Origin of the sequence: Nodosilinea sp. FACHB-141 (genome assembly GCF_014696135.1) — a bacterium.
Taxonomy (GTDB): domain Bacteria; phylum Cyanobacteriota; class Cyanobacteriia; order Phormidesmidales; family Phormidesmidaceae; genus Nodosilinea.
Window position 1 is genome coordinate 23,112 of sequence record NZ_JACJPP010000015.1, and the last position, 26,241, is coordinate 49,352.

General features: G+C 57.1%; 18 protein-coding genes. 8 read left to right on the forward strand and 10 right to left on the reverse strand.

Annotation, left to right across the window (positions count from 1 at the left end):
- Positions 1-76: 76 nt before the first annotated feature.
- The 3 genes from rpoB to rpsT all read right to left on the reverse strand — a co-directional run bounded on the left by rpoB (position 77) and on the right by rpsT (position 4,688).
- The gene (gene rpoB, locus H6F59_RS16420) at positions 77-3,385 is read right to left on the reverse strand and encodes a DNA-directed RNA polymerase subunit beta (RefSeq protein ID WP_073607786.1); all 3,309 of its coding nucleotides are present in this window, start codon (positions 3,383-3,385) and stop codon (positions 77-79) included.
- 106 nt (positions 3,386-3,491) lie between these two features.
- On the reverse strand, positions 3,492-4,334 hold the full coding sequence (locus tag H6F59_RS16425; RefSeq protein WP_190702339.1) for a TatD family hydrolase: 843 nt from the start codon (positions 4,332-4,334) through the stop codon (positions 3,492-3,494).
- A 51-nt stretch (positions 4,335-4,385) separates the two neighbouring features.
- A complete protein-coding gene (gene rpsT / locus H6F59_RS16430; RefSeq protein WP_190517718.1) occupies positions 4,386-4,688 on the reverse strand; it encodes a 30S ribosomal protein S20 in 303 nt (100 codons plus the stop codon).
- A gap of 223 nt (positions 4,689-4,911) precedes the next feature.
- On the opposite strand from rpsT, the gene hisD reads away from it, so the two are divergent.
- Complete coding sequence (gene hisD / locus H6F59_RS16435; protein ID WP_190702341.1) at positions 4,912-6,234, forward strand: histidinol dehydrogenase; 1,323 nt, start codon at positions 4,912-4,914, stop codon at positions 6,232-6,234.
- Positions 6,235-6,331: 97 nt separating this feature from the next.
- The gene (locus H6F59_RS16440) at positions 6,332-7,978 is read left to right on the forward strand and encodes a CTP synthase (RefSeq protein ID WP_190702344.1); all 1,647 of its coding nucleotides are present in this window, start codon (positions 6,332-6,334) and stop codon (positions 7,976-7,978) included.
- Between the two features lie 203 nt (positions 7,979-8,181).
- On the opposite strand, the gene H6F59_RS16445 is transcribed toward H6F59_RS16440, so the two are convergent.
- The 3 genes from H6F59_RS16445 to argS all read right to left on the reverse strand — a co-directional run bounded on the left by H6F59_RS16445 (position 8,182) and on the right by argS (position 14,794).
- Positions 8,182-9,366, reverse strand: coding sequence for an adenylate/guanylate cyclase domain-containing protein (locus H6F59_RS16445; protein WP_190702345.1), 1,185 nt, complete (start codon positions 9,364-9,366; stop codon positions 8,182-8,184).
- 9 nt (positions 9,367-9,375) lie between these two features.
- Positions 9,376-12,669: an MHYT domain-containing protein gene (locus tag H6F59_RS16450; RefSeq protein ID WP_190702348.1), complete on the reverse strand. Its 3,294-nt coding sequence runs from the start codon at positions 12,667-12,669 to the stop codon at positions 9,376-9,378.
- A 367-nt stretch (positions 12,670-13,036) separates the two neighbouring features.
- The gene (gene argS, locus H6F59_RS16455) at positions 13,037-14,794 is read right to left on the reverse strand and encodes an arginine--tRNA ligase (RefSeq protein WP_190702351.1); all 1,758 of its coding nucleotides are present in this window, start codon (positions 14,792-14,794) and stop codon (positions 13,037-13,039) included.
- 53 nt (positions 14,795-14,847) lie between these two features.
- Between argS and H6F59_RS16460 the strand changes: the two genes are divergently transcribed.
- From H6F59_RS16460 to mnmH, 3 genes are read left to right on the forward strand one after another with little or no spacing between them, the layout of a single operon-like run.
- Positions 14,848-15,303 carry a cupin domain-containing protein gene (locus H6F59_RS16460; RefSeq protein ID WP_190702354.1) on the forward strand — a complete coding sequence of 152 codons (456 nt, stop codon included), beginning with the start codon at positions 14,848-14,850 and terminating at the stop codon, positions 15,301-15,303.
- On the forward strand, positions 15,303-16,127 hold the full coding sequence (locus tag H6F59_RS16465; RefSeq protein ID WP_313887244.1) for a DUF429 domain-containing protein: 825 nt from the start codon (positions 15,303-15,305) through the stop codon (positions 16,125-16,127). The genes H6F59_RS16460 and H6F59_RS16465 overlap by 1 nt, the downstream gene beginning before the upstream one ends.
- A 27-nt stretch (positions 16,128-16,154) precedes the next feature.
- Positions 16,155-17,228: a tRNA 2-selenouridine(34) synthase MnmH gene (mnmH, locus tag H6F59_RS16470; RefSeq protein WP_190702359.1), complete on the forward strand. Its 1,074-nt coding sequence runs from the start codon at positions 16,155-16,157 to the stop codon at positions 17,226-17,228.
- 105 nt (positions 17,229-17,333) lie between these two features.
- Here mnmH and H6F59_RS16475 read toward each other — a convergent pair whose 3' ends face one another.
- Positions 17,334-17,669 (reverse strand): hypothetical protein, encoded by a 336-nt coding sequence (locus H6F59_RS16475; protein ID WP_190517701.1) that lies wholly within the window; start codon positions 17,667-17,669, stop codon positions 17,334-17,336.
- A gap of 290 nt (positions 17,670-17,959) precedes the next feature.
- On the opposite strand from H6F59_RS16475, the gene leuC reads away from it, so the two are divergent.
- The gene (leuC, locus tag H6F59_RS16480) at positions 17,960-19,372 is read left to right on the forward strand and encodes a 3-isopropylmalate dehydratase large subunit (RefSeq protein WP_190702363.1); all 1,413 of its coding nucleotides are present in this window, start codon (positions 17,960-17,962) and stop codon (positions 19,370-19,372) included.
- Positions 19,373-19,668: 296 nt separating this feature from the next.
- On the forward strand, positions 19,669-20,355 hold the full coding sequence (locus H6F59_RS16485) for a Crp/Fnr family transcriptional regulator (protein ID WP_313887236.1): 687 nt from the start codon (positions 19,669-19,671) through the stop codon (positions 20,353-20,355).
- Positions 20,356-20,379: 24 nt separating this feature from the next.
- Here the strand turns inward: H6F59_RS16485 and H6F59_RS16490 are convergent, their stop codons facing one another.
- From H6F59_RS16490 to purN, 3 genes are all read right to left on the reverse strand, one after another.
- Positions 20,380-21,333: a DUF1350 family protein gene (locus H6F59_RS16490; RefSeq protein WP_206755216.1), complete on the reverse strand. Its 954-nt coding sequence runs from the start codon at positions 21,331-21,333 to the stop codon at positions 20,380-20,382.
- 93 nt (positions 21,334-21,426) lie between these two features.
- Complete coding sequence (locus H6F59_RS16495) at positions 21,427-22,260, reverse strand: hypothetical protein (protein ID WP_190702369.1); 834 nt, start codon at positions 22,258-22,260, stop codon at positions 21,427-21,429.
- Between the two features lie 152 nt (positions 22,261-22,412).
- On the reverse strand, positions 22,413-23,093 hold the full coding sequence (gene purN, locus H6F59_RS16500) for a phosphoribosylglycinamide formyltransferase (RefSeq protein WP_397194022.1): 681 nt from the start codon (positions 23,091-23,093) through the stop codon (positions 22,413-22,415).
- A 50-nt stretch (positions 23,094-23,143) separates the two neighbouring features.
- On the opposite strand from purN, the gene H6F59_RS16505 reads away from it, so the two are divergent.
- A complete protein-coding gene (locus H6F59_RS16505) occupies positions 23,144-25,984 on the forward strand; it encodes a zinc-dependent metalloprotease (RefSeq protein ID WP_190702377.1) in 2,841 nt (946 codons plus the stop codon).
- The last annotated feature ends 257 nt before the right edge of the window (positions 25,985-26,241 follow it).

Genomic DNA, 26,241 nt, shown 5'->3' on the forward strand with positions numbered 1-26,241 from the left:
CGGTCTGATCAATGCAGGTTTAAGCCGACCCCCGGAACTGGGTCAGATTCAATTCCGGGGTCGAATCAGGGACAGGCTAGTCTTCTACTTCCTCTAGCTCTTCATCCCGGGCGATGGACTCGTAGGTGGGACGAGACGGGGTGCGGCGACTATTGACGTCGGCCATCAGATCTACTTCGGTATCGCGGCTGGTGCCGTCTTCCCGAGTTTCTACTTTGTGCACCGCAATGTCTAAACAGAGAGACTGTAGCTCTCGCATCAGAACCTTGAAGGACTCAGGAGTGCCCGGTCGAGGAATCGACTTGCCCTTAACAATCGCATTCAACGCCTCATTGCGCCCCTGCATATCGTCCGACTTGACCGTTAGCAACTCTTGGAGGGTGTAGGCTGCTCCAAAAGCTTCCAAAGCCCAAACTTCCATTTCTCCAAAACGCTGACCACCCTGCTGGGCCTTGCCACCCAGAGGCTGCTGAGTCACCAGAGAGTAAGGGCCGGTAGAACGGGCGTGGATCTTGTCGTCAACTAGGTGCACCAGCTTCAGCATGTAGGCTCTACCAACTGTAATAGCCTTATCAAAAGCTTCGCCGGTACGACCATCTCGCAGCACAATTTTGCCGGGGTCGTCAGGGTTGAAGATCCAGTCTTTGCCGCTGGTTTCTCGGGCCTCCATCAGCTTGCCGTGAGTGGAGTTTCGAGAGGCCTCCTCTCCGTACATCTCGTCGAAGGGAATCACCTTAAAGCGACAATCAAGGTTGTCGGCAGCCCAGCCCAGCAGGCACTCAAACACCTGCCCCACGTTCATACGGGAAGGGACCCCAAGCGGGTTGAGGGCAATGTCAATGGGAGTGCCATCGGGCAGGTAGGGCATATCTTCAATGGGCAAAATGCGGGAGATAATTCCCTTATTGCCGTGGCGACCAGCCATCTTGTCGCCCACCTGAATCTTGCGCTTTTGGGCCACATAGACCCGCACCACCATGTTGGCGCCAGGGGGCAGCTCATCGCCCTGCTCTCGGGTAAACACCCGCACATCGACAACCCGACCTTTCTCCCCGTTGGGCACTCGTAGAGAGTTATCGCGCACATCTCGGGCTTTTTCACCAAAGATGGCCCGCAACAGCTTTTCTTCTGGGGGTTGGTCAGACTCGCCCTTAGGCGTGACCTTGCCCACCAGAATATCGCCCGACTCTACCCAAGCCCCAATACGAATGATCCCGGTTTCGTCAAGCTGACGCAGGGCGTCTTCGCCAACGTTGGGAATTTCTCGGGTGATTTCCTCGGGGCCAAGCTTAGTCTGGCGCGCCTCGATCTCAAACTTCTCCACGTGAATGGAGGTGTAGACGTCGTCGTACACCAAACGCTCGCTGAGCAGGATAGCGTCCTCGTAGTTGTAGCCCTCCCAGGGCATATAGGCGACCAAGACGTTTTGCCCTAGCGCCAGTTCACCGCCCTCGGTAGCAGAGCCATCGGCGAGCACCTGGCCCGACTGCACCTTTTCCCCAGGAAATACGATGGGGCGCTGGTTCAGACAGGTGTCCTGGTTAGAACGCTGATACTTTTGCAGTTCGTACTCGTGGACGTTGCCTTCGGGATCGCGAACCTTGATCAGATCGGCATCCAGGTAGACGATTTCCCCGTCGGTGCGGCTGATGATCACCATGCCCGAGTCGCGAGCCGCCTGAGCTTCTAAGCCAGTGCCTACCAAGGGGCGCTCAGGCTGAAGCAGAGGTACCGCCTGACGCTGCATGTTCGAGCCCATCAGTGCCCGGTTGGCGTCGTCGTGCTCTAGGAAAGGAATCAGCGAGGTAGCCACAGAGATAATCTGCACAGGCGACACCGCGACATAATCCACCTCAGTGGAATCGGTGGTGGTGAAATCTTGGCGGTAGCGCACCGGGATCGTGCTGCCAATGATGTAGCCGTTTTCGTCGGTGGCGATGTCACCAGGGGCGACCCGCAGATCGTCTTCCTCATCGGCGGTCATGTAGATAGGCTCGACGTCTTTGAAGACTCGACCGTTCTCAGCTTTGAAGAAGGGGGTCTCGATGAAGCCGAACTCATTAACACGGGCGTGAGTAGCTAGAGAGCCGATCAGACCAGCGTTAGGGCCTTCCGGAGTCTCAATGGGGCAAATACGTCCGTAGTGGGAGGGGTGAATATCCCGCACGGCAAAGCCGGCACGCTCGCGGGTGAGACCGCCAGGGCCGAGGGCGCTAATGCGTCGCTTGTGGGTCAGCTCCGCCAGGGGGTTGGTTTGATCCATAAACTGGGAGAGCTGGCTGGAGCCAAAGAACTCCTTGATGGCGGCTACCAGAGGCTTCGGGTTGACCAAAGATGCAGGGGTGAGCGAGTCTGAGTCAGAAACGGTCATGCGTTCCCGAATGATGCGCTCTAAGCGGTTTAGACCTACCCGCACCTGGTTTTGCAGTAGCTCACCCACGGAGCGCACCCGGCGGTTGCCGAGGTGGTCGATGTCGTCAATTGAACCGATATCAAATTCGAGGTTAATTAGGTAGTCGATCGCCGACAGAATATCGGTGGGAGTCAGCACCCGAGTGGCATCAGGTACGTTGAGGCGCAGCTTGCGGTTGAGCTTATAGCGACCCACCCGCCCCAGGTCATAGCGCTTGGGGTCAGAGAAGCGCGAGTGCAGCAATTGCTCACCGCCAGCCACTGTGGGCGGCTCGCCAGGACGCAGCTTGCGGTAAAGCTCTAACAGCGCCTCTTCTTCGCTGAACTGGCCCTCTTTCTCAATAGTTTTTTGGAAGTAGTCAGGGTGACGCAGAGAGTCGAAAATCTCGTTGTCCGTTAGCCCTAACGCCTTAAGCAGCACCTGAGCCGATAGCTTGCGGGTTTTGTCGATGCGAACCCAGACCAGATCGTTTTTGTCGGTCTCAAACTTCAGCCAGGCACCCCGGTTGGGGATCAGGTTGGCGTTGTAAGTGCGACGACCGTTTTTGTCGGTCTCGGCCTTGTAGTAAACCCCAGGGCTACGCACGATCTGGTTAACAATGACTCGCTCTGCACCGTTGATAATGAAGGTGCCGCGATCGGTCATCAGAGGCAAGTCGCCGATGAAGACTTCCTGTTCCTTAATTTCCCCGGTTTCTTTGTTGATTAGCCGGGTAGGCACGTACATCTGCACGGCGTAGGTAGCATCCCGCCGCTTGGCTTCATCAACGTCATATTTGGGGCTTTTTAGCTTGTACTGCTTGCCGAGGAAATGCAGCTCAAGTTTGCCGGTATAGTCGGTAATAGGAGAAAAGCTTTCCAGCTCTTCGATCAACCCTTCTTCCAGGAACCAGCGAAAACTAGACCGCTGAATTTCTACCAGGTCAGGCAGAACAAAGTTAGGGGGAGCTTGGTAAACGGTGGTTTCAGTCATGGGTCTCCTAGTGCAGGTTGGCCAGGTGCAGGTGGCCAAGATCAACGACGCGTCTGGAACAGAAGGCAACAGCGAACGAATTGCCTTGCTTAATTAAGCTAACGGTCTAACCGGCCGCTGGGGTCGGAAGACGAAATGTATCGGCATCAGCAGAAGAAAATACAAGGGACTTGGGTAAGTTAAACAACGTCACAGCGTTATGAGTAGTGATCTGGGCTAAAGCCTCAAATTCAATCTGGCGCAGCTCGGCTAGATGGGTCGCCACATGATATACAAAGGCTGGCTGGTTGCGTCGCTCCTTGCGGCGAGGCTCAGGGGTCAGAAAAGGACAGTCGGTTTCGACTAGCAGTCGATCGCTGGGTACCATCTGAGCTGAAGCCTTGACCTGATGGGCATTCTTAAAGGTAACGATGCCGCTAAAGCTGATGTAGAAGCCCAGATCTAGAAACGTTTGAGTTTCTTCTGGAGTGCCCGCCCAGCAGTGCATTACCCCAGTGACAGGACCAACAGTGAGCTGAAACTCTCGAATTACTTCAGCAGTAGCCGAGGCCGCATCTCGACAATGAACGATGACCGGTAGATTTTGGCGATAGGCAATGGTCAACTGTTGCCAAAAAGCTTCGCGCTGTACGGCTTCATCATCGGCTTTGAAAAAGTCGAGGCCAGTCTCGCCGATAGCGACAACGCGACTATCAGAAATCGCCAGCTGAGCAATCTGGTCTGCCGTAGCACTACTCCACTTATCCATATCAAGGGGATGGAGCCCCACAGCCAGGAACAGCTCCGGAATGCGATCGGCGATGCGCTGCATGGCCGGAAAGTCTCCTGGCTCTACGCAGGAATGTACCAAAGCCAAAACCCCGGCCTGTCGCCAGGCCTGGGCTAGTTCGTCGAGATCCCCAGCGAACGATTCAAAGTTGAGATGTACGTGGGTATCAACCAGAGGCATAGGGAATGCAGCGACAAAAACGGCAGGCAGCGCAGGTCAACCCAAAGGTGCCTAAGACGCAGCCCCTGCCGCCTCCTGAGCCTTGATTGCCCGGGCTATACGCGACTTCTTACGAGCCCCGGTGTTGGGGTGAAGTACACCACGCTTAACGGCTTTGTCGATCTTGCTGTAGGCGGCGGCCATAGTAGATTCGACCTGTTTGAGGGAGTCGGGGCTAGGGTCAGCCTGATGAGCCTCGACCGCAGCGAGGTAGTTTTTGGTTAGGGTTTTAACCGCCGATTTATAGGACCGGTTATGGAGCCGATTGCGCTCGGCAACTTCAATTCGTTTCAGTGCAGACTTAATGTTTGCCACAGTTCGCCCTAGCTTAACAAGATTAATTGACTGGATAAAACATGTTAGCACCTAACCGAGTTATTGGCGTGATTGAATGCATTGGTTTCCTGCCAAATTAGTCTTTAGATCGACTAGGATGTTAGAACGCTGGCGTTGACTGCCTTTCAGGGATACTCAACCTCCCTTTGAGGGGCAACCTGGCCAACTGCACCTTGCTGGCTTATCGGGATTCCTAGCTGTAATGCTCCGCATCACTCATCAGCTAACTGAGGCAAGAACAGAGCTGCAACGCATCTGTGCCCGCACCCACGACGACCAGGTCGTTCACAAGGAAGCAACAGTTCGAGAAATTTTGCACGCGGTTCGGCGCCAGGGAGACCAGGCGCTGTTGCAGTACACAGCAGATTTTGACGGCGTTACCCTGGCTGCTGAGGGTTTGCGCTTTTCGGGAGCGGAGCTGGATGCTGCTTACCAACAGGTTAGTAAGGGCTTGCTGGATGCGATTCGTCTGGCCTGCAAAAATGTAGAGTCGTTTCATCGTCAGCGGGTACCCCAAAGCTGGGTGCGGTTTGAGGACAATGGGGTGGTACTCGGTAAGCGCTATACCCCTGTCGACCGAGCTGGGCTCTATGTGCCTGGTGGGCGCGCTTCCTATCCCAGTACCGTGATTATGAACGCTATTCCGGCTCGGGTAGCTGGGGTACCTAGAATCGTGATGGTGACTCCGCCTGGCAAAACCGGCACGGTCAACCCTGCCGTGTTGGTTGCGGCTCAGGAGGCTGGGATCACAGAGATTTATCGGGTTGGAGGAGCTCAGGCGATCGCGGCTCTAGCCTATGGTACGGAGACGATTCCGGCGGTAGATGTGATTACTGGCCCTGGCAATATTTATGTGACGCTGGCTAAAAAGCTGGTGTTTGGGACGGTAGGTATTGACTCCTTAGCAGGGCCTTCAGAAGTGTTGGTGATTGCTGACCACACGGCCAATCCGGCCCATGTGGCCGCCGACCTGCTAGCTCAGGCTGAACATGACCCGATCGCCGCTGCGATTTTAATTACTACCAGTGCTTCTCTAGCAGAGCAGGTGGCGGCTGAGGTAGATCGGCAGCTCCTAGGCCATCCGCGCCAGACGCTGACGGAGAAGGCGATCGCAAACTATGGTTTGGCAGTTGTTGTCGATAGCCTAGAGCTAGCCGCCGACCTTTCCAATGGCTTTGCGCCCGAACACCTTCAGTTAGAGGTCGCCGAACCCTGGGATTTGCTGGAGCAGGTTCGTCACGCTGGAGCAATCTTTTTAGGGCACTCGACCCCGGAAGCGGTGGGCGATTACCTAGCTGGGCCTAACCACACCCTGCCCACCTCTGGGGCCGCCCGCTATGCTTCACCCCTGTCCACTGAAACTTTCATGAAGCACTCTAGCCTGATGCAGTATTCGCCGGAGGCGCTGCGGGGAGTGGCCGAGGCGATCGCTGTGCTGACTGAAACCGAAGGACTACCCTCCCATGGCGACTCAGTGGAGCGGCGAGTGCGGCCTGACAGCAGCGACGGTGCCTCTAGCCTTTGATAACGCACCCGATTCCAATGATTAAAGATGGGCGGGGTGCCTGTTGCCTGTGGCACAATTAACGGGTTCACGCTTCTGGGGTCTGGGTTGAGCTGCTATGACGAAGTTTGTATTTGTGACCGGCGGCGTGGTGTCGAGCATCGGCAAAGGCATTGTGGCATCCAGCCTGGGGCGGTTGCTCAAGTCGCGAGACTATTCCGTTTCCATTCTGAAGCTCGATCCCTACATCAATGTTGACCCCGGCACCATGAGCCCCTTTCAGCATGGGGAGGTATTCGTTACCGAAGATGGGGCTGAAACCGATCTCGACCTGGGCCACTACGAACGCTTTACCGACACTGCCATGTCGAGACTGAACAGCGTTACCACAGGATCGATCTACCAGGCGGTGATCAACCGAGAGCGGCGGGGCGATTACCAGGGGGGCACGGTGCAGGTGATTCCCCACATCACCAACGAAATTAAGGAGCGGATTCATCGGGTAGCTCGCAACACCAACCCCGATGTAGTGATTACTGAGATTGGCGGCACTGTGGGCGACATTGAGTCCCTGCCCTTTTTAGAGGCAATTCGCCAGTTTCGCAAAGACGTAGGGCGGCAAGACGTGCTTTACATGCACGTTACCCTAGTGCCTTACATTGCCTCGGCAGGAGAGCTCAAGACTAAGCCCACTCAGCACTCGGTGAAGGAGCTGCGCTCCATTGGCATCCAGCCAGATATCTTGGTGTGCCGCTGCGAGTGCGCCCTGCCTCAGCCGATGAAGGAAAAAATCGCTGAGTTCTGTGACGTGCCTGCCGAGGCGGTGATCACCTGCCAAGATGCCAGCAGCATCTATGAGGTGCCCCTCAAGCTAGAGCACGAGGGGTTGGCCCATCAGGCTATCAAGATTCTTGCCCTCGATCAGCGTCAGCCCCACCTAGGTCAATGGGAAACCTTAGTAGAAGGACTCTACAGCTCCAGTCGTCCAGTCGATATTGCCATTGTTGGCAAGTACGTCAGCCTCAACGATGCCTATTTGTCGGTGGTAGAAGCTCTGCGCCACGCGGCGATCGCCCATCGGGCTGCTCTCAACGTGCGCTGGATCAACTCCGAAGATATTGAGGTTAATGGCCCAGATGCTCATTTGAGCGGTGTCAACGGCATCTTGGTGCCGGGGGGGTTTGGCTCTCGAGGCATTGACGGCAAGGTGCAGGCCATTCGCTATGCTCGAGAGCGGAATATCCCCTTTTTGGGACTGTGCTTGGGCATGCAGTGCTCAGTAGTGGAGTGGGCCTGCAATGTTGCTCACCTAGAAGGTGCCGATAGCTCAGAATTTTCCCCTGAGACTCCTAATCCGGTGATTAGCCTGCTACCTGAGCAACAGGACGTGATTGATTTGGGTGGCACCATGCGTCTAGGGCTATACCCCTGTCGTCTTGCCCCTGATACTTTGGCTAGCCGCCTCTACGGCGAAGAGGTGATTTACGAACGCCATCGCCACCGCTACGAGTTTAACAACGCCTACCGCAACCTATTTCTAGAATCAGGGTATCAGGTCAGCGGTACCTCCCCTGACGGTCGTTTGGTGGAAATTATTGAGCTGCCTAGCCATCCGTTCTTTATTGCTAGCCAGTTTCACCCCGAGTTTCAGTCGCGCCCCAGCGCCCCTCACCCGCTGTTTTTAGGGTTAGTCAATGCTGCCCTAGAAACCACAATGTCACATATCCCAGTACCGTTGGAAGTTGGGGCGACTGTAGACGGCTAAACCCGTTCTCTAGCTAGCGCAACCAGCCCTTCGCTGTCGCCGGTGGGCATTGACACGGTTTTGTGTGAATGCCCTCAAGGCGAGCGTCACGGTTTTCAATTCAGGGCGTTTGCCTAGCGGAATAGCCAGGTATCCGTAGCCGTTCTGCCGCTCCCACAGCCTAGGCGGTTGGGAACACCGAGAGTGTGGGAACGGGGCAGTCCCTAGCCGCAGCAGAGGGCTGGGCTGGTGGGATATTCCATGGCGACATCCGGGAGGCAGCAGGAGCTGTTCTGACCTTGTCCAGCCAGCCAGTAGGTAGTCATACTATCGCCGCTCTTTAGGCAAATTGGGCCCCGGGGCTCTAGGGTGAAGTGGTCTTTGAGGTGGGTATAGGTTAGCTCCGACACCTGAATTTTGCCCGCTTCGCCTGTGGTTTCCATGAAACTGGCAATATTGACGGTGTCGCCCCAAAGGTCGTAGATGAATTTGCGAATGCCAATGACTCCAGCCACCACGCTGCCCGAGTTGATGCCGATGCGCAGCTCAAAAGGACGGCCGTCGGGTCGGCAAAAGTCGCGGATGGTTGTCTGCATTTCGAGGGCCATGCAGGCGATCGCCTGGGCATGATCGGGGCGCGATGTGGGTACCCCTGCCGCTACCATGTAGGCATCGCCAATGGTTTTGATTTTTTCGAGCTTGTAGGTAGCGGCCAGCTCATCAAACCGAGAAAACATGCGATTCAGCAGATGCACCAGCTCGCAAGGGGTGAGTTTGGCCGCCACAGTGCTAAAGTCCACAATGTCAGCGAACAGAATGGTGACGCCGTCAAAGTGGTCGGCGATCGCCTGTTCCCGTTCCTTCAGACGCTGGGCAATTTGAAAGGGCAGCACATTGGTCAATAGTTCTTCAGAACGCTGGCGCTGGCGACGCAGTTCAGCCTCGGCCAGCTGGCGCTCTTTGATTTCGGCCTGGAGCTGCTGATTTTGAGCCTCTAGCTGCAGCTGCTGGCGACGCAGGGCCAGCTGGTGCTTGACCCGCAGCAATACCTCGTAGGCCATAAAAGGCTTGACAATATAATCCGCTGCCCCCAATTGAAAGGCCTTTTCTTTTTCGGCTTCCGCATCGCGAGCTGTGAGAAAAATCACCGGAATGCTCTGGGTGGCCGGGTCGGCTTTGAGCTGATGACACACAGCAAAGCCATCCATGATGGGCATGGTGATGTCGAGCAAAATGAGATCGGGAGGAGCCAGGGCAATGGCGTTGAGAGCTAAAGCCCCACTGATGGCCTTGCGACAGCGATAGCCTTCAATCTCAAGAATGGCTGACAACACCCGCAGATTGTCAGGGATATCGTCTACCAACAGAATGTCTACATCCTTGTTGACGTGGGGTTCGGCGATAATCATAGGTTGAAGCTACAGGGAAACCGGTGCGGTGGGAACAGCCGTTAGGTCGATGATGACGTCAAGGCGAAAATCGTTAACCAGGCGGTCTAGCCGCTGAGCCAGAACCTTCTGCTCGGCGGGAAGTTGAGCGATCAGCTGGCGAACCTGTCGATCGTTAGCAGCCTGAGCCGCCTGATGAATTTGAGCTAGCCAGTCGGGAGCCAGCGAACTGAAGTCGGCTTGGGTAAGGGGGCGCTGATCTCTGCCTGAACTCTGTCCATCAACACTGAGGGGGCCAACTACAGCTGTTTTGGCGTCGGTCTGCGCGACCTCGGCGTACTGGTAGATGAGGCCAAGGCTACAACCAACCTGTTCTAACAGTTGATCGCGCTGGAGAGGCTTGGGCAACACAGCATTACAGCCCGCCGCGATGCAGTCAGACTGCTGCTCTTCGAACACGCTAGCGGTAACGGCGACAATTACTGTAGCACTGCCACCGGGCAGCTGGCGCACCTGGCGGGCTACACCATAGCCGTCAAGTACAGGCATACGCATGTCGAGACAAATCAGATGGGGCTGCCAGTTTGTCCACAAATCAATTGCTTCTTCCCCTTGGCTGGCTTCGCGGACCTCAAACCCAACCCCCTCTAACCAATGGCGCATGAGTAGGCGGCTTTCGGCTACATCGTCGGCAACCAGAATGCGGTAGCGGGGCTGTTCGGGGGCTAGGTGCACAATTGACCGTTCTGTCTCGACGGGTTCGAGCAGGGTAGTAGTAATAGCCCCGACGGGAATGCTGAGGGTAAAAGTCGAGCCTTTGCCGGGCAAACTGGTTACGGTAATGGTGCCGCCCATGAGCTGGGCAAAGTTGTTGCTGAGGGATAGGCCCAGCCCTGTACCCTCGGCGGAGCGCCGCCCCGATTGAGTTTGCTCAAAGGGCTGAAACAGATAGGAAAGCTCGTCGGAGTCGATGCCAACTCCGGTATCCTGCACCGTGATTTCAAGCCAGTGGGTTTTACTGCCGCCGCTATCGAGCATTAAGGCGCTGCCCCGCAGCCGCGATCGCACGGTGACGCAGCCCAGAGCCGTAAATTTAATAGCGTTGTTGATTAAGTTGATGAGAATTTGCCGTAGTTTGCCTTCATCAGCCCACAGCCGATGGGCCAGCGGCGGCGGTTGGATTACTTCCAAGCGAATGCCTTTGGCCTCGGCCTTAAGCTGCAGCATGTCGTCTACGGACTGGAGGAGATAGTGCAGATCGAACGCCGTTTCATCGAGGCTGATTTTGTTGGCCTCAATTTTTGCCAGAGATAGCACATTGTTGATTAACCCCAGCAGATGATTGCCACTGCGATTGACAATGGCAATCAAGTCGCGGTGGTCGTCGTTGAGGCTGTTGTCGTCATGCAAGATTTGGGTGAAGCCCAAAATGGCGTTGAGGGGCGTGCGCAGCTCGTGGCTCATGCTGGCCAGGAAATCACCCTTGGCCTGGCTAGCGGCATCGGCGGCGCGCTTGGCAATTTCTAATGCTTGGGCCTGCTGCTGGGTTTTGCGCAGCAGGTTGGCCTGCTGTACAGCGGTACCTAACTGAGCCCCTACCTGAAGCACCATTTTCACCTCGTGGCGGGTCCAGTTGCGGACCTGGTGATGGGCATAGACACCCAGCAGCCCCCAAAGCTGGCTGCCGGCGAAAATCGGCACGATGACGTAGGCCCGAATCTGCCAACGCTCTAAAAACTCTAGGTAGCAGCTGTGAAACCCTTCGCTGTAGATATCGTTAACCCGGTGGTAGGTGCGGTCTTGGCGGTAGGTTTCGGCCTGGGTTTCCTGTAGGTAAGTGTCCTCTAACAGCAGGTAGCCCTCGTCAAAGCCGCTATTTTGCAACTTGCGGGCACCACAGTCATCCTGATCAATGAGTGACTGACCCGGTACCGAGTCGGTCATAGTTGAGGAAGCCGTGGGGTCAGTGAGGACTTCGGCCACGACAGAACCGCTCCAATCGTCGTTGAAACGGTAGATCCAGGAGCGATCGCAGCCGATCGCCTGCTGAAGTTCTTGGGTGGTGGTGGCAAAAATAGTTTCCAAATCGAGGGTTTGGCGCATGCGCTGCACAACGCGCATGACCGCCTTTTCACGATCGGCCACCGCCCGCACGGCGTCTTCAGCCTGTTTTTGAATGGTGATGTCGCTACAGGTGCAAACCACCCGTTCGACGTCGCCGGCCTCGTTAAGCTGAGGGTCAACATTGACCAGCAGCCAGCGCGGTGGATCGGCGATCGCGGCCCTTACCCCCATAATCACGTCTCCGATCGGGATCTTCTGGGCAATGGCCTGCTGCACCGGCAACTCGGCGGGTGCAAAGGGGGTGCCATCTTCACGGCAAATTATCCCCGCTTGACCAAACACTAGAGGAACATCGTTGGCTTCGGGCAGCAGCAAAAACTGCTGAGCCGCCCGGTTGCTGATCAAAATTTCGGCCTTGGGGTTGAGCAGTAGTGCCCCTACCCCCATCTCGCGAATCAAAGTGCGAAAGCGGTGTTCACTGTCGAATAACGCCTCTTTTTGCAGGCGCTGTCGAGTGAGGCGCTGGTTAACTCTTAGGGTGACGAGGATGCCCAGCAAAATTAGCCCGGCCCCAAACCCGACCGCCAACGCCAGCCAGCGTCCTTCTAAATTCGGCCAAACTCCAGCTGCTTCTAAGCGGTTGGGGCTAGTCAAAAACACCGTTCCCGCCATGCCTGTGTAGTGCAGGCCACCAATCCCTGAGCCCAGAGATAGCACAGCCAGGTGGGCGGGCCAGCGATCGCTCTGCTTAGGGTGGCGGCGAGACCAGAGGCTAAAGCCCAAGGCAACCGTCGAAGCGATGACGGCAATGGCAACCGAAAGCCCCACCAAAGGCCAACGATAGCTAATGCGGGCGGGCATAGCCATGGCGGCCATGCCGGTGTAATGCATCCAGGCGATCGCTAGCCCCATTACAACGCCCGCCGCGCTCAGACTCAACCAGCTAAAACCCGCGCGGCTGACCAACCAGAGGGCCATTCCTGCCGCTAGCACCGCATATACCAACGAGAGCCCGGTAGTGAGTAGATCGTAGTTGACTGGCAGCGGTAGCTCCAAAGCCAGCATGGCCACAAAGTGGGTAGCCCAAATGCCGGTGCCCATCGCTAGAGCACCACCTATAAGCCAAGGCCACTGTCGCCATCCCGTTGCAGCCAAAATTTGCTGCCCTAAACTCAGCGTGGTGTACGAGGCCAGAATTGCAATACCAAAAGATAAGCAGACTAAACCAGCGTTGTAATGACCAACAACCGTATAGGCCATCGTGGTAGTTTCAACCGAAGACTAAATATAGAATTGCCTAGATGCACCTCTAGTTTTCCCGAACTCACTGTGCTTTCACCAGTTGTTTGTGTCGAAGAGCACAATCTTTTCGCGACTAGAAAATTTCGATAATTCGAGCCTTAGCTAAGTAGATAGATGCACTAAAACTCCCCTATCTAAGGGTTGTAATGCCTTTTCTAAAGAAAAACAACGGCTGGTTTATAGAGAATCAAATTATTCGTTTCAACCTAGGGTGTATCAGGATAAATGCCCTGTTTTTTTCACTATGCGCCCCTATTCTGAGGAAAACACTTTTTGGAATGTTTGTCCCCTCTCTTTAGAAAGATGCACTGCTACCAGCTTTGAACTACATGCGCTCTAGCACCCGAATGCCCAGCAGAGATAGGCCCAGTTTCAAGGTTTTGGCTGTTAGATCGCAGAGCAGCAGGCGAGAGGTGCGCTGAGGCTCTGCGGCCTGGAGCACAGAGCAGCGATCGTAGAACTGGTTGAACTTTTGGCTCAGCTCGAATAGGTATTGGCAGAGGCGGTTGGGGTATAAATCCTGCGCTACCTCTCCTAGCACCTCATCGAGCTGGAGCAGGTGACGGGCTAAGGCAAACTCGCTGTCGTCTTCTAAATGAACGCGGGCCTCAGCGGGCAGGTGGTCGAAGTCGATATCGCCCTTGCGGCTAATGCCCTGCACCCGTACATAGGCGTAAAGCATGTAGGGGGCAGTGTTGCCCTGAAGGGCCAGCATTTTGTCAAAGCTAAAGATGTAGTTGCTGGTGCGGTTCTGGCTCAGATCGGCGTATTTAACGGCACCAAGGCCCACCGCCTCGGCCACGTCTTGAATAAATTCCTCTGTTTCCTGCCGCTCTTCGGTTTGAATGCGAGACTCTAGATCGGCGCGGGCGCGGCTGACAGCTTCGTCTAGCAGATCCTTGAGTTTGACCGTGTCGCCCGCTCGGGTTTTAAATTTCTTGCCGTCTTCGCCCTGCACCACTCCAAAGGGCACGTGGGTCAGCTCAACGCCGTCGGGAATCCACCCCGCCTTGGCGGCAACCTGAAACACCTGGGCGAAGTGGTTGCCCTGGCCGGCATCCACCACGTAGAGAACCCGCTCAGCCCCGTCCTGCTGGGTGCGGTAGCGGATGGCGGCTAGGTCAGTGGTGGCATAGTTGTAGCCGCCGTCGGTTTTTTGAATGATCAGCGGCAGTGGGTCGCCGTCTTTGTTGGTAAAACCATCGACAAACACCACCTTGGCTCCCTGATCTTCAACCAGGAGTCCTTGGGCGGTCAAATCTTGGACGACATCGGTCAGTAAAGGATTGTAGAAGGATTCGCCCCGCTCTTGGATTTGGATATCGAGGCGATCGTAGAGTTTTTGAAACTCGTGGCGAGACTGGTCGCAGAGGGCCTGCCAAGCTTTGGTGGCGATCGCATCTCCCGCCTGCAACCCTACTACGGCCTCGCGAGAGCGGGTTTTAAAGTCGTCATCTTCATCGAAGCGTTGTTTAGCCTGCTTATAAAAGGTGACCAAGTCGCCAATATCAACGGTGGAACCTGCTTCTAGGGCTTCAGGACAGGCTTCCTTGAGATGGGTGATCAGCATGCCAAACTGGGTGCCCCAGTCGCCCACGTGGTTGAGCCGCAGCACGTCGTTGCCCATGAACTCCTGCACCCGGGCAATGGAGTCGCCAATGATGGTCGATCGCAGGTGCCCTACATGCATTTCTTTAGCAATGTTGGGGCTAGAGAAATCGACAATCACCTTTTGGGGAGGCTTCGCCGGCTCTACCCCCAGGCGCGGGTCGGCCTGCATCGCCCGCAGTTGATCTTCTAAATAGGTGGTTTTGAAGCGCAGGTTGATAAAGCCGGGGCCAGCAATTTCGGGCGGTTCGCAGAGGTCGCTGACATCTAGTTTCTCGACGATCTGCGTAGCAATGTCGCGGGGCTTCTGCTTCAGCGGCTTGGCCAGCGACATGGCCAAATTGGCCTGATAGTCGCCAAACTTGGGGTTGCTGGTGGGCACAAGCATCGGGTCGGTGCCACTCAAATCTGCACCAAAGACGGTGACCAAAGCCTGGTCAAACCGGGCGGTAAGTTGTGCAAGTGTAGACTTCATGGTGTGTTCTAACCCCGTTGCGCTCCAAATAGTCCCTAAATTTTGATTGGCCTATGCACCGTTCTCACCCGTTACTGACCGCTGATGCGATCGCTGCCCTGCCCGAATCCACCTTTGTCCATCCTCTCAATCCTAGAGCAATCCGCCATGGCCGGTCGCTGGGCGATGCTGTCGGGTTTGAGCACATCGGCGTTCACCTAGTACGGGTAGAACCTGGCCACGACTCCACCCAGTACCACGTCCACCAGGCCGAGGAGGAATTTATCTATATTCTCTCGGGGCGAGGGTTGGCAGAAATCGGCGACGAGACCGTGGAGGTCGGTCCCGGCGATTTTATGGGCTTTGCCGCTGGTGGGCTAGCCCATAGCCTGAGCAACCCTTTTACGGAAGACCTAGTGTACCTGGTTGGGGGCATGCGGCTGGAGTTTGACATTTGCGATTATCCCAAAGTCAACACCCGCCTGTACCGGCGAGGCGACCAGCGCGACTATGTGGATTTGGCGGAATGATTGACTCATCTAGTGTTGAAAACTCAACTTCAAAGGAGAATTTTTCTCAGAATTGCCCTCCCTACCACCGCTTTCTTGGAGTTGACCTAGGCTGGCAGAGTGGACCTACTGGGCTTTGCTGTCTGCACATGGACAACGGTAACTTGCGGCTGGTGGCGCTCGATCGCCTTCAGACCGTAGACGAAATTTTGGCTTGGATCTCCCATTGGGCCGAGGGATCGACCAACGCCGTAGTCGCGGTGGATGCCCCTACTTTAATTCCTAACGAAACTGGGATGCGATCGCCAGATCGGCTCGCCCACAAGCACTTTGGCTGCTACGACGCGGGCTGCTACCCCGCCAACCTGGGCCGCCCCTTCGCCGCAAAATTAGTTGCCTTTGGCCTAGCGCTCGAATCCCTAGGCTTTCAACATCAGCCCCACAGCCCGCCACAGCCAGCGGGACGGTTTCAGCTAGAGGTGTTTCCCCACCCGGCGACGGTGCACCTGTTTGGTCTGAGCAAAATTCTTAAGTACAAGAAGGGCACCTTAGCCCAGCGCCGCCCTGAGCTAGAGAAACTGCGGCAGTATCAGCTCTCAGTGCTGCCCATCCTAGAGCCTGCCCTCGACCTCCAAGAATCAGATTTACCCAATATTCCGTTTACTGGAGCTGCAATGAAAGCTGTGGAAGACCAGCTGGATAGCCTCACCTGCGCCTACGTGGCCGCTCACTGGTGGTATTGGGGGGTGGAAAGGAATTGGGTGCTGGGCGATCGCACCGAGGGCTACATCGTCGTCCCTGCTCCGGTTAACGCTCCTACTCAAACCGCTACACTAAAACCTTAGCAACCCTGAAATTTTGTCCGTTTACCCATGCCAAAGCCTTTAGATATCGATGATTTTCTGCAAGGCTCTGGCCCGATTCTCGACGTGCGTAGCCCAGGGGAATTTCATCAGGGGCACATCCCTGGCGCGATTAGCTTTCCCTTATTCACCGATGCAGAGCGCGCCCAGGTAGGCACCTGTTATAAGCAGGTGGGGCGAGAGTCGGCGGTAGAACTAGGTTTTGACATTGCTGGCCCTAAATGTGGTGAGTTTGTGCGTGCGGCCAAGGCGTTGGCCCCAGATCGCCACCTGCGAATTCACTGCTGGCGAGGGGGGATGCGCAGCGGCGGCATGGGCTGGATTTTAGAGTTGGCAGGATTTACCGTCCACCTCCTTGATGGTGGCTACAAGGCTTACCGACGCTGGGTGCGGGAGACCCTAGCGACGCCCAAACCAATCATGATTTTGGGCGGGATGACGGGCAGCGGCAAGACGCTGATTCTTCAAGAGCTGGCGGCATTGGGAGAACCAGTATTAGATCTAGAAAGTTTGGCCAACCATCGGGGCAGTAGCTTTGGGGCGCTGCTGCTGCCGCCCCAGCCCTCTGTGGAGCACTACGAGAATCTATTGGCAGACCAGTGGGCAAGATTCCCAAGCGATAGTGGAGGGCTGGCCTCAAAGGACCAACGCCCTATTTGGCTGGAGGCTGAGAGTCGTCGGGTGGGCACCTGCCGCATCCCCGACGAGCTGTTTGTGCAGATGGATGCGGCTCCGGGGGTGGAGGTAGTGCGATCGCTTGATGAACGCCTTGACCTGCTGGTGGAGATCTATGGCGAAGCATCCATGGAAGGTTTGGTGGCGGCGACGGAGCGAATTCAAAAGCGGTTGGGGGGCGATCGCACTCAAACTGCCGTACAGCACATTCAGTCGGGAAACCTGCGCGCCGCCTGCGCCATCATTCTGGACTACTACGATCGCGCCTACCGCCACGATTTAGAGCGCCGTCACCGAGTTATTCCCCAGGTTGACATCCGTGGTTTGTCCCCCGCTGCCAGCGCTCGACTGCTAGCAGAAAAGTTGCCTCAACTGAGTTCGCAACCGGTTTCATTGAGCCAGTGCTAGGTGAACCTCGTCTTGAATATCAAAAACGCCAACACCAAGGACTTAGCGCTGGTGCTGGCGTTAACTATTGAACGTTACCGGTTAACGGTTTAACTAAGAATGGCCTTACGAGTTGGGCTGAGCTGTGACGTTGGTCGCGCCATCCACAGTCATAGCAATTTTCTTGGCTTGCTCTAACACACCCTGAGCATCGGGGTTATATTTCAGCACTACAGTGGAGCCGGTTTGAGCCACCCACAGGCCCACGTTGTCAGACAGGCCGGCTTCATCAAATGCTAGGGCCACTCGCTTCGCTAGACCGCTTTCGTCGAACTGGCCATCGATGCCCACTTTGGCATCGTCGATTTTGGCCGTAGTGGCAGCCTGCTTGACGTTAACTTTAGGGGAGGACTTAGCTTTTTCTTCTTCTTTTCTGCCGAACAGTTTGCCTAGAAAACCCATGACATATCTCCTAATAAATCGAACCTTTTTGCCTGGTGTGGGTTAGCTCTGGTCAAACGCTCAATGGTTCGCCCAGGACAATAGCCAACAACACGATGAAACTTACCAGGTGATCGTAAAGAATCGATAAGAGGGCAGCAAGGGCCGTTGGGTACAGTTGTTAACTAGCCTCCAGAGATATTTCCCTCCACTGTGGGGCAGAGGCTTTGGGCTAAGATAGAACACTGACAACGCATTTGCCGCTCCTTTCGCCACCAGTTAGTTTCATCGTTTTTGCCTACAGGTCTGCCATGAGCAAGGGTACGCTGTTCGACAAAGTTTGGGATTTGCACACCGTAGGTACCCTGCCCTCGGGGCAGACCCAGCTGTTTATTGGGCTGCACCTGGTGCATGAGGTCACCAGCCCCCAGGCCTTTGCCATGGTGCGCGAGCGCCAGCTCACGGTGATGTATCCCGAGCGCACCGTCGCCACCGTTGACCACATCGTGCCCACCGAGAGCCAGGCCCGCCCCTTTGCCGACCCCCTGGCTGAAGCGATGATGCAAGCCCTCGATCAAAACTGCCAAGAGCACGGCATTCGCTTTTACAACATTGGCTCGGGTAGTCAGGGCATTGTGCATGTGATTGCCCCCGAGCAGGGGTTGACCCAGCCGGGGATGACTATTGCCTGCGGCGACAGCCACACTTCGACCCACGGGGCCTTTGGGGCGATCGCCTTCGGCATTGGCACCAGCCAAGTGCGCGACGTGCTGGCCTCTCAAACTCTGGCCCTCGGCAAGCTCAAGGTGCGCCGCGTGGAAGTCAATGGCGACTTGCTGCCTGGGGTGTACGCCAAAGACGTGGTGCTGCACATCATTCGCAAGCTCGGGGTAAAGGGTGGCGTGGGCTACGCCTATGAGTTTGCCGGCAGTGCGATCGAAGCCATGTCGATGGAAGAGCGCATGACTCTCTGCAACATGGCGATCGAGGGGGGCGCGCGCTGCGGCTACGTCAACCCCGACCAAATCACCTACGACTATTTAAATGGGCGCGACTTTGCCCCCAAGGGTGAAGCTTGGGATGAGGCTGTGGCCTGGTGGAACACTCTGCGCAGCGACGCCAACGCCGAGTATGACGATGTGGCCGTGTTCGACGCCGCCGACATTGCCCCCACCGTGACCTGGGGCATTACCCCCGGCCAGGGCATTGCCATCAACGAAACCCTGCCCTGGCCAGACAGCCTGCCCGACGAAGAGCAGGTGCTGGCCCAAGACGCCTTTGCCTATATGGATTTCACCCCCGGCCAAAGCCTGAAGGGCACTACCATTGACGTATGCTTCATCGGCAGCTGCACCAACGGGCGCATCAGCGATCTGAGGGAAGCGGCAAAAGTGGTTCAGGGTCGAACCGTCGCCGAGGGCATAAAGGCTTTTGTGGTACCTGGTTCTGAGCGGGTAAAGCAGCAGGCCGAAGCCGAAGGGCTAGACCAGGTATTCACTGCCGCGGGCTTTGAGTGGCGCGAGGCGGGCTGCTCGATGTGTCTGGCCATGAACCCCGACAAGCTCCAGGGCCGGCAGATTAGCGCCTCATCCTCTAACCGCAACTTTAAAGGACGCCAGGGGTCGGCCTCGGGCCGCACTTTGCTCATGAGCCCAGCGATGGTAGCGGCGGCAGCTTTGGCTGGGCAAGTGACGGACGTGCGTGACTACCTACCCACCCACTAGAGTTGGCCTCATCTCAGTAGGCTACAGCGGCTACAAGGTATTGCAGACAGCCAAATGCGTCTTAGTTGGTGCGGTAAATCACAAACGTTAATGAACTATTTCCCTGGACTTAACCTCGTTTGGGGGATTCCTTAATTTAGGCCGCCGAAGATGGGGCTGGGCAGGTTGATAGCATTGGCCAGGATCCAACCGTTGGGAAACCTTGGTCTTGGAGATAGGGCTGCGATCGCCTCTAAGGGCCGTTCTCACCCCCGTACCCTCGCTAGCACCTACCCGGGCGAACTCTAGGTACCCCTGTGTCTGCAAGCGCAACCTCCGCTCTCCGCGATGCCACTGTTGGCATTCGCAACCATCAGACCTTTATTCAGCTCTTGGAGCAGCTCTATCGCGAGCGAGCCCTAGTGCCCTTTGCGGCAGGGCGGTCCATTCCCTTGCGCAGCGATGAGGTGCTGGTCATCTGTCGGGGCATTGTTCAGCTGTTTACCATTCAGCACGACGGCAGTGAGACGCTGCTGGGTCTAGCTGGGCCATCGATGCCCATCGGCCTACCCCTAACCACCGTTGACCCCTACTGGGCCACCGCCCTCACCGATGTCGATGTGCTGTCGCTGCCCATGGTTGAAATTGAGGGCTCGTCGGTGCTGATGGCGGGCATGTTTCGCAATTTGACCCTGAGAATGCAGCAGGCCGAAGCCTGGCTGGCGCTCTCAGGCAAGCGCCTGGTAGCCGATCGCCTCAAGCACTTTTTGCTGATGCTGGCCAAAGACTTTGGCCATGTCGAACCCAGCGGCATTCGGGTGCCCATGCGGCTGACCCACCATCAGTTGGCTACCGCCATTGGCACCACCCGCGTCACCGTGACTCGTCTTCTGAAAGACTTTAAAGTCGAAGGCTGGCTGACCATCGACCAACGCCAGATCGTGCTCCAACTCGACCCTCGGTTTCCGGCGGATCAACTTCTAAACCCAATGGCTCAGCGCTGAACAGTCCTGATTCCGCTCACTGCTCTAACGTTCAATTAGGGCTGGCTTCAGCTCCTCTGAAACTGTCTCTGACTCAGTTTCGCGATGCTGAAGCTGGTGAAAAAACTTCAGTACGGTTTCTCCGGTAGCCCAGCCACTCAGAGGCTTAACAAACTTATCAAGCGGGTTCAGGTCTACCAGCCAGGAGCCGACCTTTACCCCCAGAGGTTCGAGGTGTTTGCCCCTCAGTTCAGCGTGGATTAGCTGTTTGGCCTGTAAATGCTGGTAAAGCCAGAGGACATCGCTGGTGGTGGGGCAAGGGTCTTGTATGCTTCCCGCTACGTTGTCGCGGGTGAAGGAAACCATAGCTGTCAGGTTAAAGAGGCGGCTGCGATCGATCAGCGCGAGGGTTTGCTGGCGGGTGGGCTGCACCCCTAAGCCTAAGCGATCGAACAGGTGCGCCAACGCTTTGAGCGGTACCGCGTTGGTGGTATCGCTAATGTCGGGAGCTAAGAGCTGGGTGGGCTGGTTCCAGATGTTAGGAGAAGCCGCTAGGCGATCGCGCAACCACTGAGCATTTCTGCCGCCAATCACTTCATCAAGGGTGGTGTCTGCCGGGTCTAGCTCAACGCCGCACAGCAGTTCTAGCAGGGCGATGTATTTGCAGCCCAAGCTGTGGCCAAGCCAAGCGTAGCGATCGCTCTGGTGATATACCCCAGTGTCGTACCCGACCTCGGCAGCGAGCTGCGGCAGATATTTTTGTAGCCGTCGCTGTTCCTCTAACAGGCTTAGGGCAATGCCCCAATGGCGAAAGCTGAAGCGAAAGGGCATGGCCACCACGGTGTAGCCAGCGTCATATAGCTCGCGCAGCAGGTGGCGGTAGCACAGGGTCGGAAACGAGCCAAAAAATGCTCCACCAATAAACTGAATCACCCCTTTAGGCTGAGGATGCAGCGCCACCCAGCTAAAGAAAACCGGCTGAAAGGTAAAAGGTTTCATTAAATACTCAGCGTTACGGCGGTTTTCCATAGCGTCCCTCAGCCTCAGGCAGACAGAGCTACCAGGGCTGAGGGCATCAGAATTAGGCGACGCCTACCGGTTGGTCGGCTCCATGCGGATAGGAATTTCCAGCTTGGAGAGCAGGTCACTGACGGTGCTCAGGTTTTCGGCGCTGGGGTCTACCTGGGCCAGGGTTTCGGCCAAAACCTCGGCCCGAGCCGTGGGGCTGAGCAGCGAGAGGTCAATCATAGGCGGGTTGACCACCTCGGGCAGCACGGGGCGATCGCCCGCCACCTCAGCTACGATGACAGGATCGATGGGGAAGAAGCCGCGATCGGGCTCTACTTCATTAAGGCCCTTACCGCTGGCGAGCTCTAGCGGATAGTTGATCTGGTCAAAGTCGCCGCTGCGAGCCGCGAGGTCGTTGGGCAAGAAGGTGCCGCGGACCTCAGGATTGAGCAGTACCTTGACAGGGGTGTTGCTCTGGGGTCTTAGGAACACCCCCTGGCGCAGGGCAGGCAGGCGCAGGCGCACAAAGCCGCGAATCTCAACATCGGGATTGGCCTCATCGAGCAGGCCGGGTCGAGTCAGGTCTGGCAGCAGTTGCACCGAGGCGGTCTGCTTCGCCGGCAGTCTAAACCGGGTGGTGAAGACGGGGGTAACCGGGCTGGGGTTGACCGCAGTCAGGGCCAGCGGGGTGTTGGCTCCGGCAATATCAAAGGCCACCACGGCGTTGCCTGCCAGAGTGCGATCGGGGTCCACCGGCGTGGGGCGGCTGACGTGAAACTCAAGCTGATAGGTAAAGTCGCGGTCTTCTAAGTTGGCAATGGTCAGGAAATATCCCTGCACCACGCGGCGGGCCACAGCGGGGTCGGCCGGGGGTGGGGCGATGCGCTTGACCAGCAGCTCAAAGGTAGTAATTTCCATAGCTTGATTTCACCAAAAAATACGGCTTGCCCCAGTGGCCTACGCACCCAGTAGAAGGAGGTGCCTCTTGCCGTTGGGGTTAGGCCCATTGTGGAATTTACGTCCTAGGGTCGCCGTCACCCGAGCGGGTACTTTTGGCTGCGGTATTGAAGTCAGTCGCGACCCTTGCCTTCAAGGGCAGCCAGGGCGATCGCCGCTGGGTAGATGCGGTGCTCTTGCTGCTGAACGCGGGCCTGGAGCATAACGAGAGTATCGCCCGGCTGTACCGGCACCACCGCCTGCATAATGATCGGGCCGCTGTCTACCGCTAGCTCGACCTGGTGTACGGTGCAGCCCGCCACTTTTACCCCCGCCGCTAGCGCCTGCTCTACCGCATGCAGCCCCGGAAAACTGGGCAGCAGACTGGGGTGAATGTTCAGCACCCGCTGGGGAAAGGCGTCAATTAATACCGATGTCACGCAGCGCATCCAGCCCGCCATGATCACCCAGTCAGCGCCGTGGACACGGAGGGTCTCCACAATATCTTTGTCTAAGGCTTCGCGGCTGGGGTATTGGCGGTGGTTAAGCAGCACGGTAGGCAGTCCAAGGCGGGCTGCTCGCTCGGCCACCCCAGCCTTAGGGTTGTTGTACACCACGACCTGAATTTGAGCATGCAGATCGCCTCGACTGATGGCCTGGGCGATCGCCTCTAGGTTGCTGCCGTTGCCTGAGGCCATCACCCCCAGTTTGAGGGGTTGCTCAAACTGGGGCCAGGCATCGGGCAGCGGCGGTGAAATCATGGCGGGGGCAGTCTCTGGCATGGCCTCAAGAAACGGGGAAATGAGGTCTATCATCATATGACAACATAAAACACCCCTAGCTTAGGGGCGAAGGAGCGCGGTTGGTGAAGCAGAGCATACGGCTAGGACTGGTCTTTCTCTTGGGCCTAGCGATCGCGGTGACCCTCTCCCTCAGCCCGAGTCAAGGGGCAACCCCCCAGGTTTCCTCAGCGGTTGGACCGAACCATGGCAGTCTTTCTGCTCAGGTTAGCGAGCCGACTCCCGACGCTCCCACTGGGTCAGACCCTAGCGCCGGGTTAGAACCCACCAGCCTCAAGTCCTTTGAAGAGACAGTCAAGGGGCTGACCGTTTCCCAGGGGTTGTTTACGGTCTACCACGACCTCCAGCGCAATCGGGCTTTTCTCGGGCTCAATCCCACCCAGCTCAACCAAAACCTGTTGTTTATCGCCACCCTAGAATCAGGGGTGGGCGAGGCTGGGCTGTTTCGCGGCTGGCCCGTCAACGACTTTATGGTTCAGTTTCGCCAGATTCCCGACAACCGCCTGCAGGTGGCGATTCCCAACGCGCTCTTCCGCAATTCTCAAGCCGAGGCCCAGCAGCTACTGCGAGAATCTTTCAGCGATTCGGTGCTGACAACGCTACCGATTCAAGCCATCAATGGCGAAACGGGCGAACTGCTCATCGACCTCAAAGACTGGCTCATCACCCGTGACCCCGCCAACCTAGCTAACCAGTTTCCCTGGGTGCTGGGCAGCTACGCCCTCAACGCCGATGCCTCTTACCTAGGGCCGGTCAAAGCCTTTCCCGAAAACGTTGAGCTGGAGACGGTGCTGGGGTTTTCGGGTGGCAGCAGTGGGGCAGACCCCTTTGCCCTGGCCCTCAGCAGCATCCCCGACGGTCGGGGGTTCAACCTCCGGGTGCGCTACAGCCTGTCGGCCATTCCTGCTCACCCCGCCTTTCAGCCCCGATTGGCCGACGAGCGGGTGGGTTATTTCATTTCCGCCTACCGGGCCCCGACCCGCCCCGGCAGCTCAGACCCCTTTGTTCGCTACATTCAGCGCTGGCAGTTAGAAAAACAAGACCCTACTGCGGCCCTCTCGCCGCCCAAAACGCCGCTGGTCTTTTGGATTGAGAACACTACCCCCCAAGAATACCGAGCCGCCATTCGCGACGGCATCGAGTGGTGGAACGCCGCCTTCGAGCAGGCGGGCTTTACCCAGGCGATCGAAGTGCGCGAAATGCCCGCTAATGCCGATTGGGACCCTGCCGACGTGCGCTACAACGTAATTCGCTGGTCAGACTCGCTTTACCCCTGGGCCAGTGGGCTCGGGCCTTCGCGGGTCAACCCCCTAACCGGCGAAATTCTCGATGCTGACGTTGTGCTTGATGCCAGCGTGGTGCGCGATCTGGCTATGGAGTACGACACGCTAGCCGATCGGGGGGCGATCGCTAGGGGCGAAATGGCGCTGTGCGGCCACCCCCTCAGCGATCGCCTGATGACCCGGCTCACCGCTCCAGCCGCCGGCCGCGCCGTTTCACCCCAGCCCGACACCCTAGACTATTGCGCCAGCCTGCGAGCGGCCCAGACTAATGCTTTTGGACCTTTGGCGATCGCTACTCTAGCGCCACCGTTTTCGACCCGTGAGGCCAAGGCGGCTTACCTAGAGCAATATCTGCGAGTGCTAACCGCCCACGAAGTGGGCCACGTGCTGGGGCTGCGGCACAACTTTTTGGGCAGCACTCTGCTGTCTCCCGCCGACCTCAACAACCCGGCCATTACTCAGGCCCAAGGCATGACCAGCTCCGTCATGGACTACCTGCCCCCCAATCTGGCCCCCATTGGTCAGCCCCAGGGCGACTATTTCCCGACCCAGCTCGGCCCCTACGATCGCTGGGCCATTGAGTACGGCTATCGCTCGGTGACCAGCCGAGCTACCGCCCAGCGTGAGCTTCAGTCCATTGCCGATCGCGCGACAGACCCCACTCTGGCCTACGCCACCGATGAAGATGCCTACACTATGGTCGACCCCAGGGCCAACGCCTGGGATATGAGCAATGACCCTCTGGGCTACGCTGAGGGTCAGCTGGCGATCGCCAAGGCCATTTGGGATCGCCTCGACTGGTTTTCGGTGAACCCAGGCGAGGGCTACGGTCAGCTGCGTCAGCGGGTGGATTTGGTGTTTTTCTACTACGGCAGCCAGGCCGATACCATGGCCAACTACATCGGCGGCCAGCGCTTTACCCGCACCGACCCCTGGAGTTCGCGGGGGCAATCCCCGTTCGAGCCGGTGGCGGCAGCCGAGCAGCGGCGCGCCCTAACCACCCTTAGCCAGCAGGTCTTTGCCCCCAACGCCCTCAGCCTGTCACCCGAGTTGGTCAACCGCCTGGCTCCCGATCGCTGGTGGCACTGGGGAGAAGATCCGTTTAGCGATCGCCTCGACTACCCGATCTATGATCGCATCGTGTCAACCCAGGCCTTGACCCTCAGCAACCTGCTAGAGGGCGATCGGCTGCTGCGCCTGCGCGACAGCGAACTCAAGCAGCCAGGGCCAGATTCCTTTACCCTAGCTGAGCTATTTGACACCCTGAGCCAGACGCTTTGGACTGAGGTGTTAAATCCACCCGCCGAAGCAACGCCCATTTCTAGCCTGCGGCAGGGGCTTCAGCGCCACCACCTCAACACTCTTACTAGCCTAGTGCTGCGCAACCATGGCTCTGGCGAAGGCGTCACCGACTTTTTAGGCTTTGTTGCCCAAGAGGCTACCTTTGGTGCCCCTGAAGAAGCCCGAGTGCTGGCCCGCTACCAACTGCGGCAGCTTCAGGAGGCGATCGCCCGTCACCTCAGCCGCCAGGGTCAGCGGCTCGACCTGGCGACCCTGGCCTACCTAGAAGATGCGGGCGATCGCATCGTTAAGGTGTTAGACGCCCCCCTGCGAGGCCAATAAGCCCAGTCCCAATCTGTGAAGATTCAGTGATTTTCCCCAAACCCTAACGAAATACCCCGTCCCCCAAGGTGCTATTGTGGATCGGGTCAATATAGCCACTGCCACCGTTGCCTATAGATTATTGTCATTTGCCTAGGCTTCTGGCAGCTTCAGCGCTGGTTATACCGCCCTCCACCCCAACCAATGTTGACCATTGCCAGGGTCGTCGTCTACTGCTTCAGGCTTGTTTTACCTGGGCACACTGAATTCACTAGTAT

Coding starts and splice junctions, on each gene's coding strand:
- leuC (WP_190702363.1), top strand. CDS start 17,960: ATGAGCAAGGGTACGCTGTTCGACAAAGTTTGGGATTTGCACACCGTA.
- hisD (WP_190702341.1), top strand. CDS start 4,912: ATGCTCCGCATCACTCATCAGCTAACTGAGGCAAGAACAGAGCTGCAA.
- mnmH (WP_190702359.1), top strand. CDS start 16,155: ATGCCAAAGCCTTTAGATATCGATGATTTTCTGCAAGGCTCTGGCCCG.
- purN (WP_397194022.1), bottom strand. CDS start 23,093: ATGATAGACCTCATTTCCCCGTTTCTTGAGGCCATGCCAGAGACTGCC.
- H6F59_RS16440 (WP_190702344.1), top strand. CDS start 6,332: ATGACGAAGTTTGTATTTGTGACCGGCGGCGTGGTGTCGAGCATCGGC.
- rpoB (WP_073607786.1), bottom strand. CDS start 3,385: ATGACTGAAACCACCGTTTACCAAGCTCCCCCTAACTTTGTTCTGCCT.
- H6F59_RS16490 (WP_206755216.1), bottom strand. CDS start 21,333: ATGAAACCTTTTACCTTTCAGCCGGTTTTCTTTAGCTGGGTGGCGCTG.
- H6F59_RS16495 (WP_190702369.1), bottom strand. CDS start 22,260: ATGGAAATTACTACCTTTGAGCTGCTGGTCAAGCGCATCGCCCCACCC.
- H6F59_RS16425 (WP_190702339.1), bottom strand. CDS start 4,334: ATGCCTCTGGTTGATACCCACGTACATCTCAACTTTGAATCGTTCGCT.
- H6F59_RS16460 (WP_190702354.1), top strand. CDS start 14,848: ATGCACCGTTCTCACCCGTTACTGACCGCTGATGCGATCGCTGCCCTG.
- H6F59_RS16450 (WP_190702348.1), bottom strand. CDS start 12,669: ATGGCCTATACGGTTGTTGGTCATTACAACGCTGGTTTAGTCTGCTTA.
- H6F59_RS16475 (WP_190517701.1), bottom strand. CDS start 17,669: ATGGGTTTTCTAGGCAAACTGTTCGGCAGAAAAGAAGAAGAAAAAGCT.
- H6F59_RS16445 (WP_190702345.1), bottom strand. CDS start 9,366: ATGATTATCGCCGAACCCCACGTCAACAAGGATGTAGACATTCTGTTG.
- argS (WP_190702351.1), bottom strand. CDS start 14,794: ATGAAGTCTACACTTGCACAACTTACCGCCCGGTTTGACCAGGCTTTG.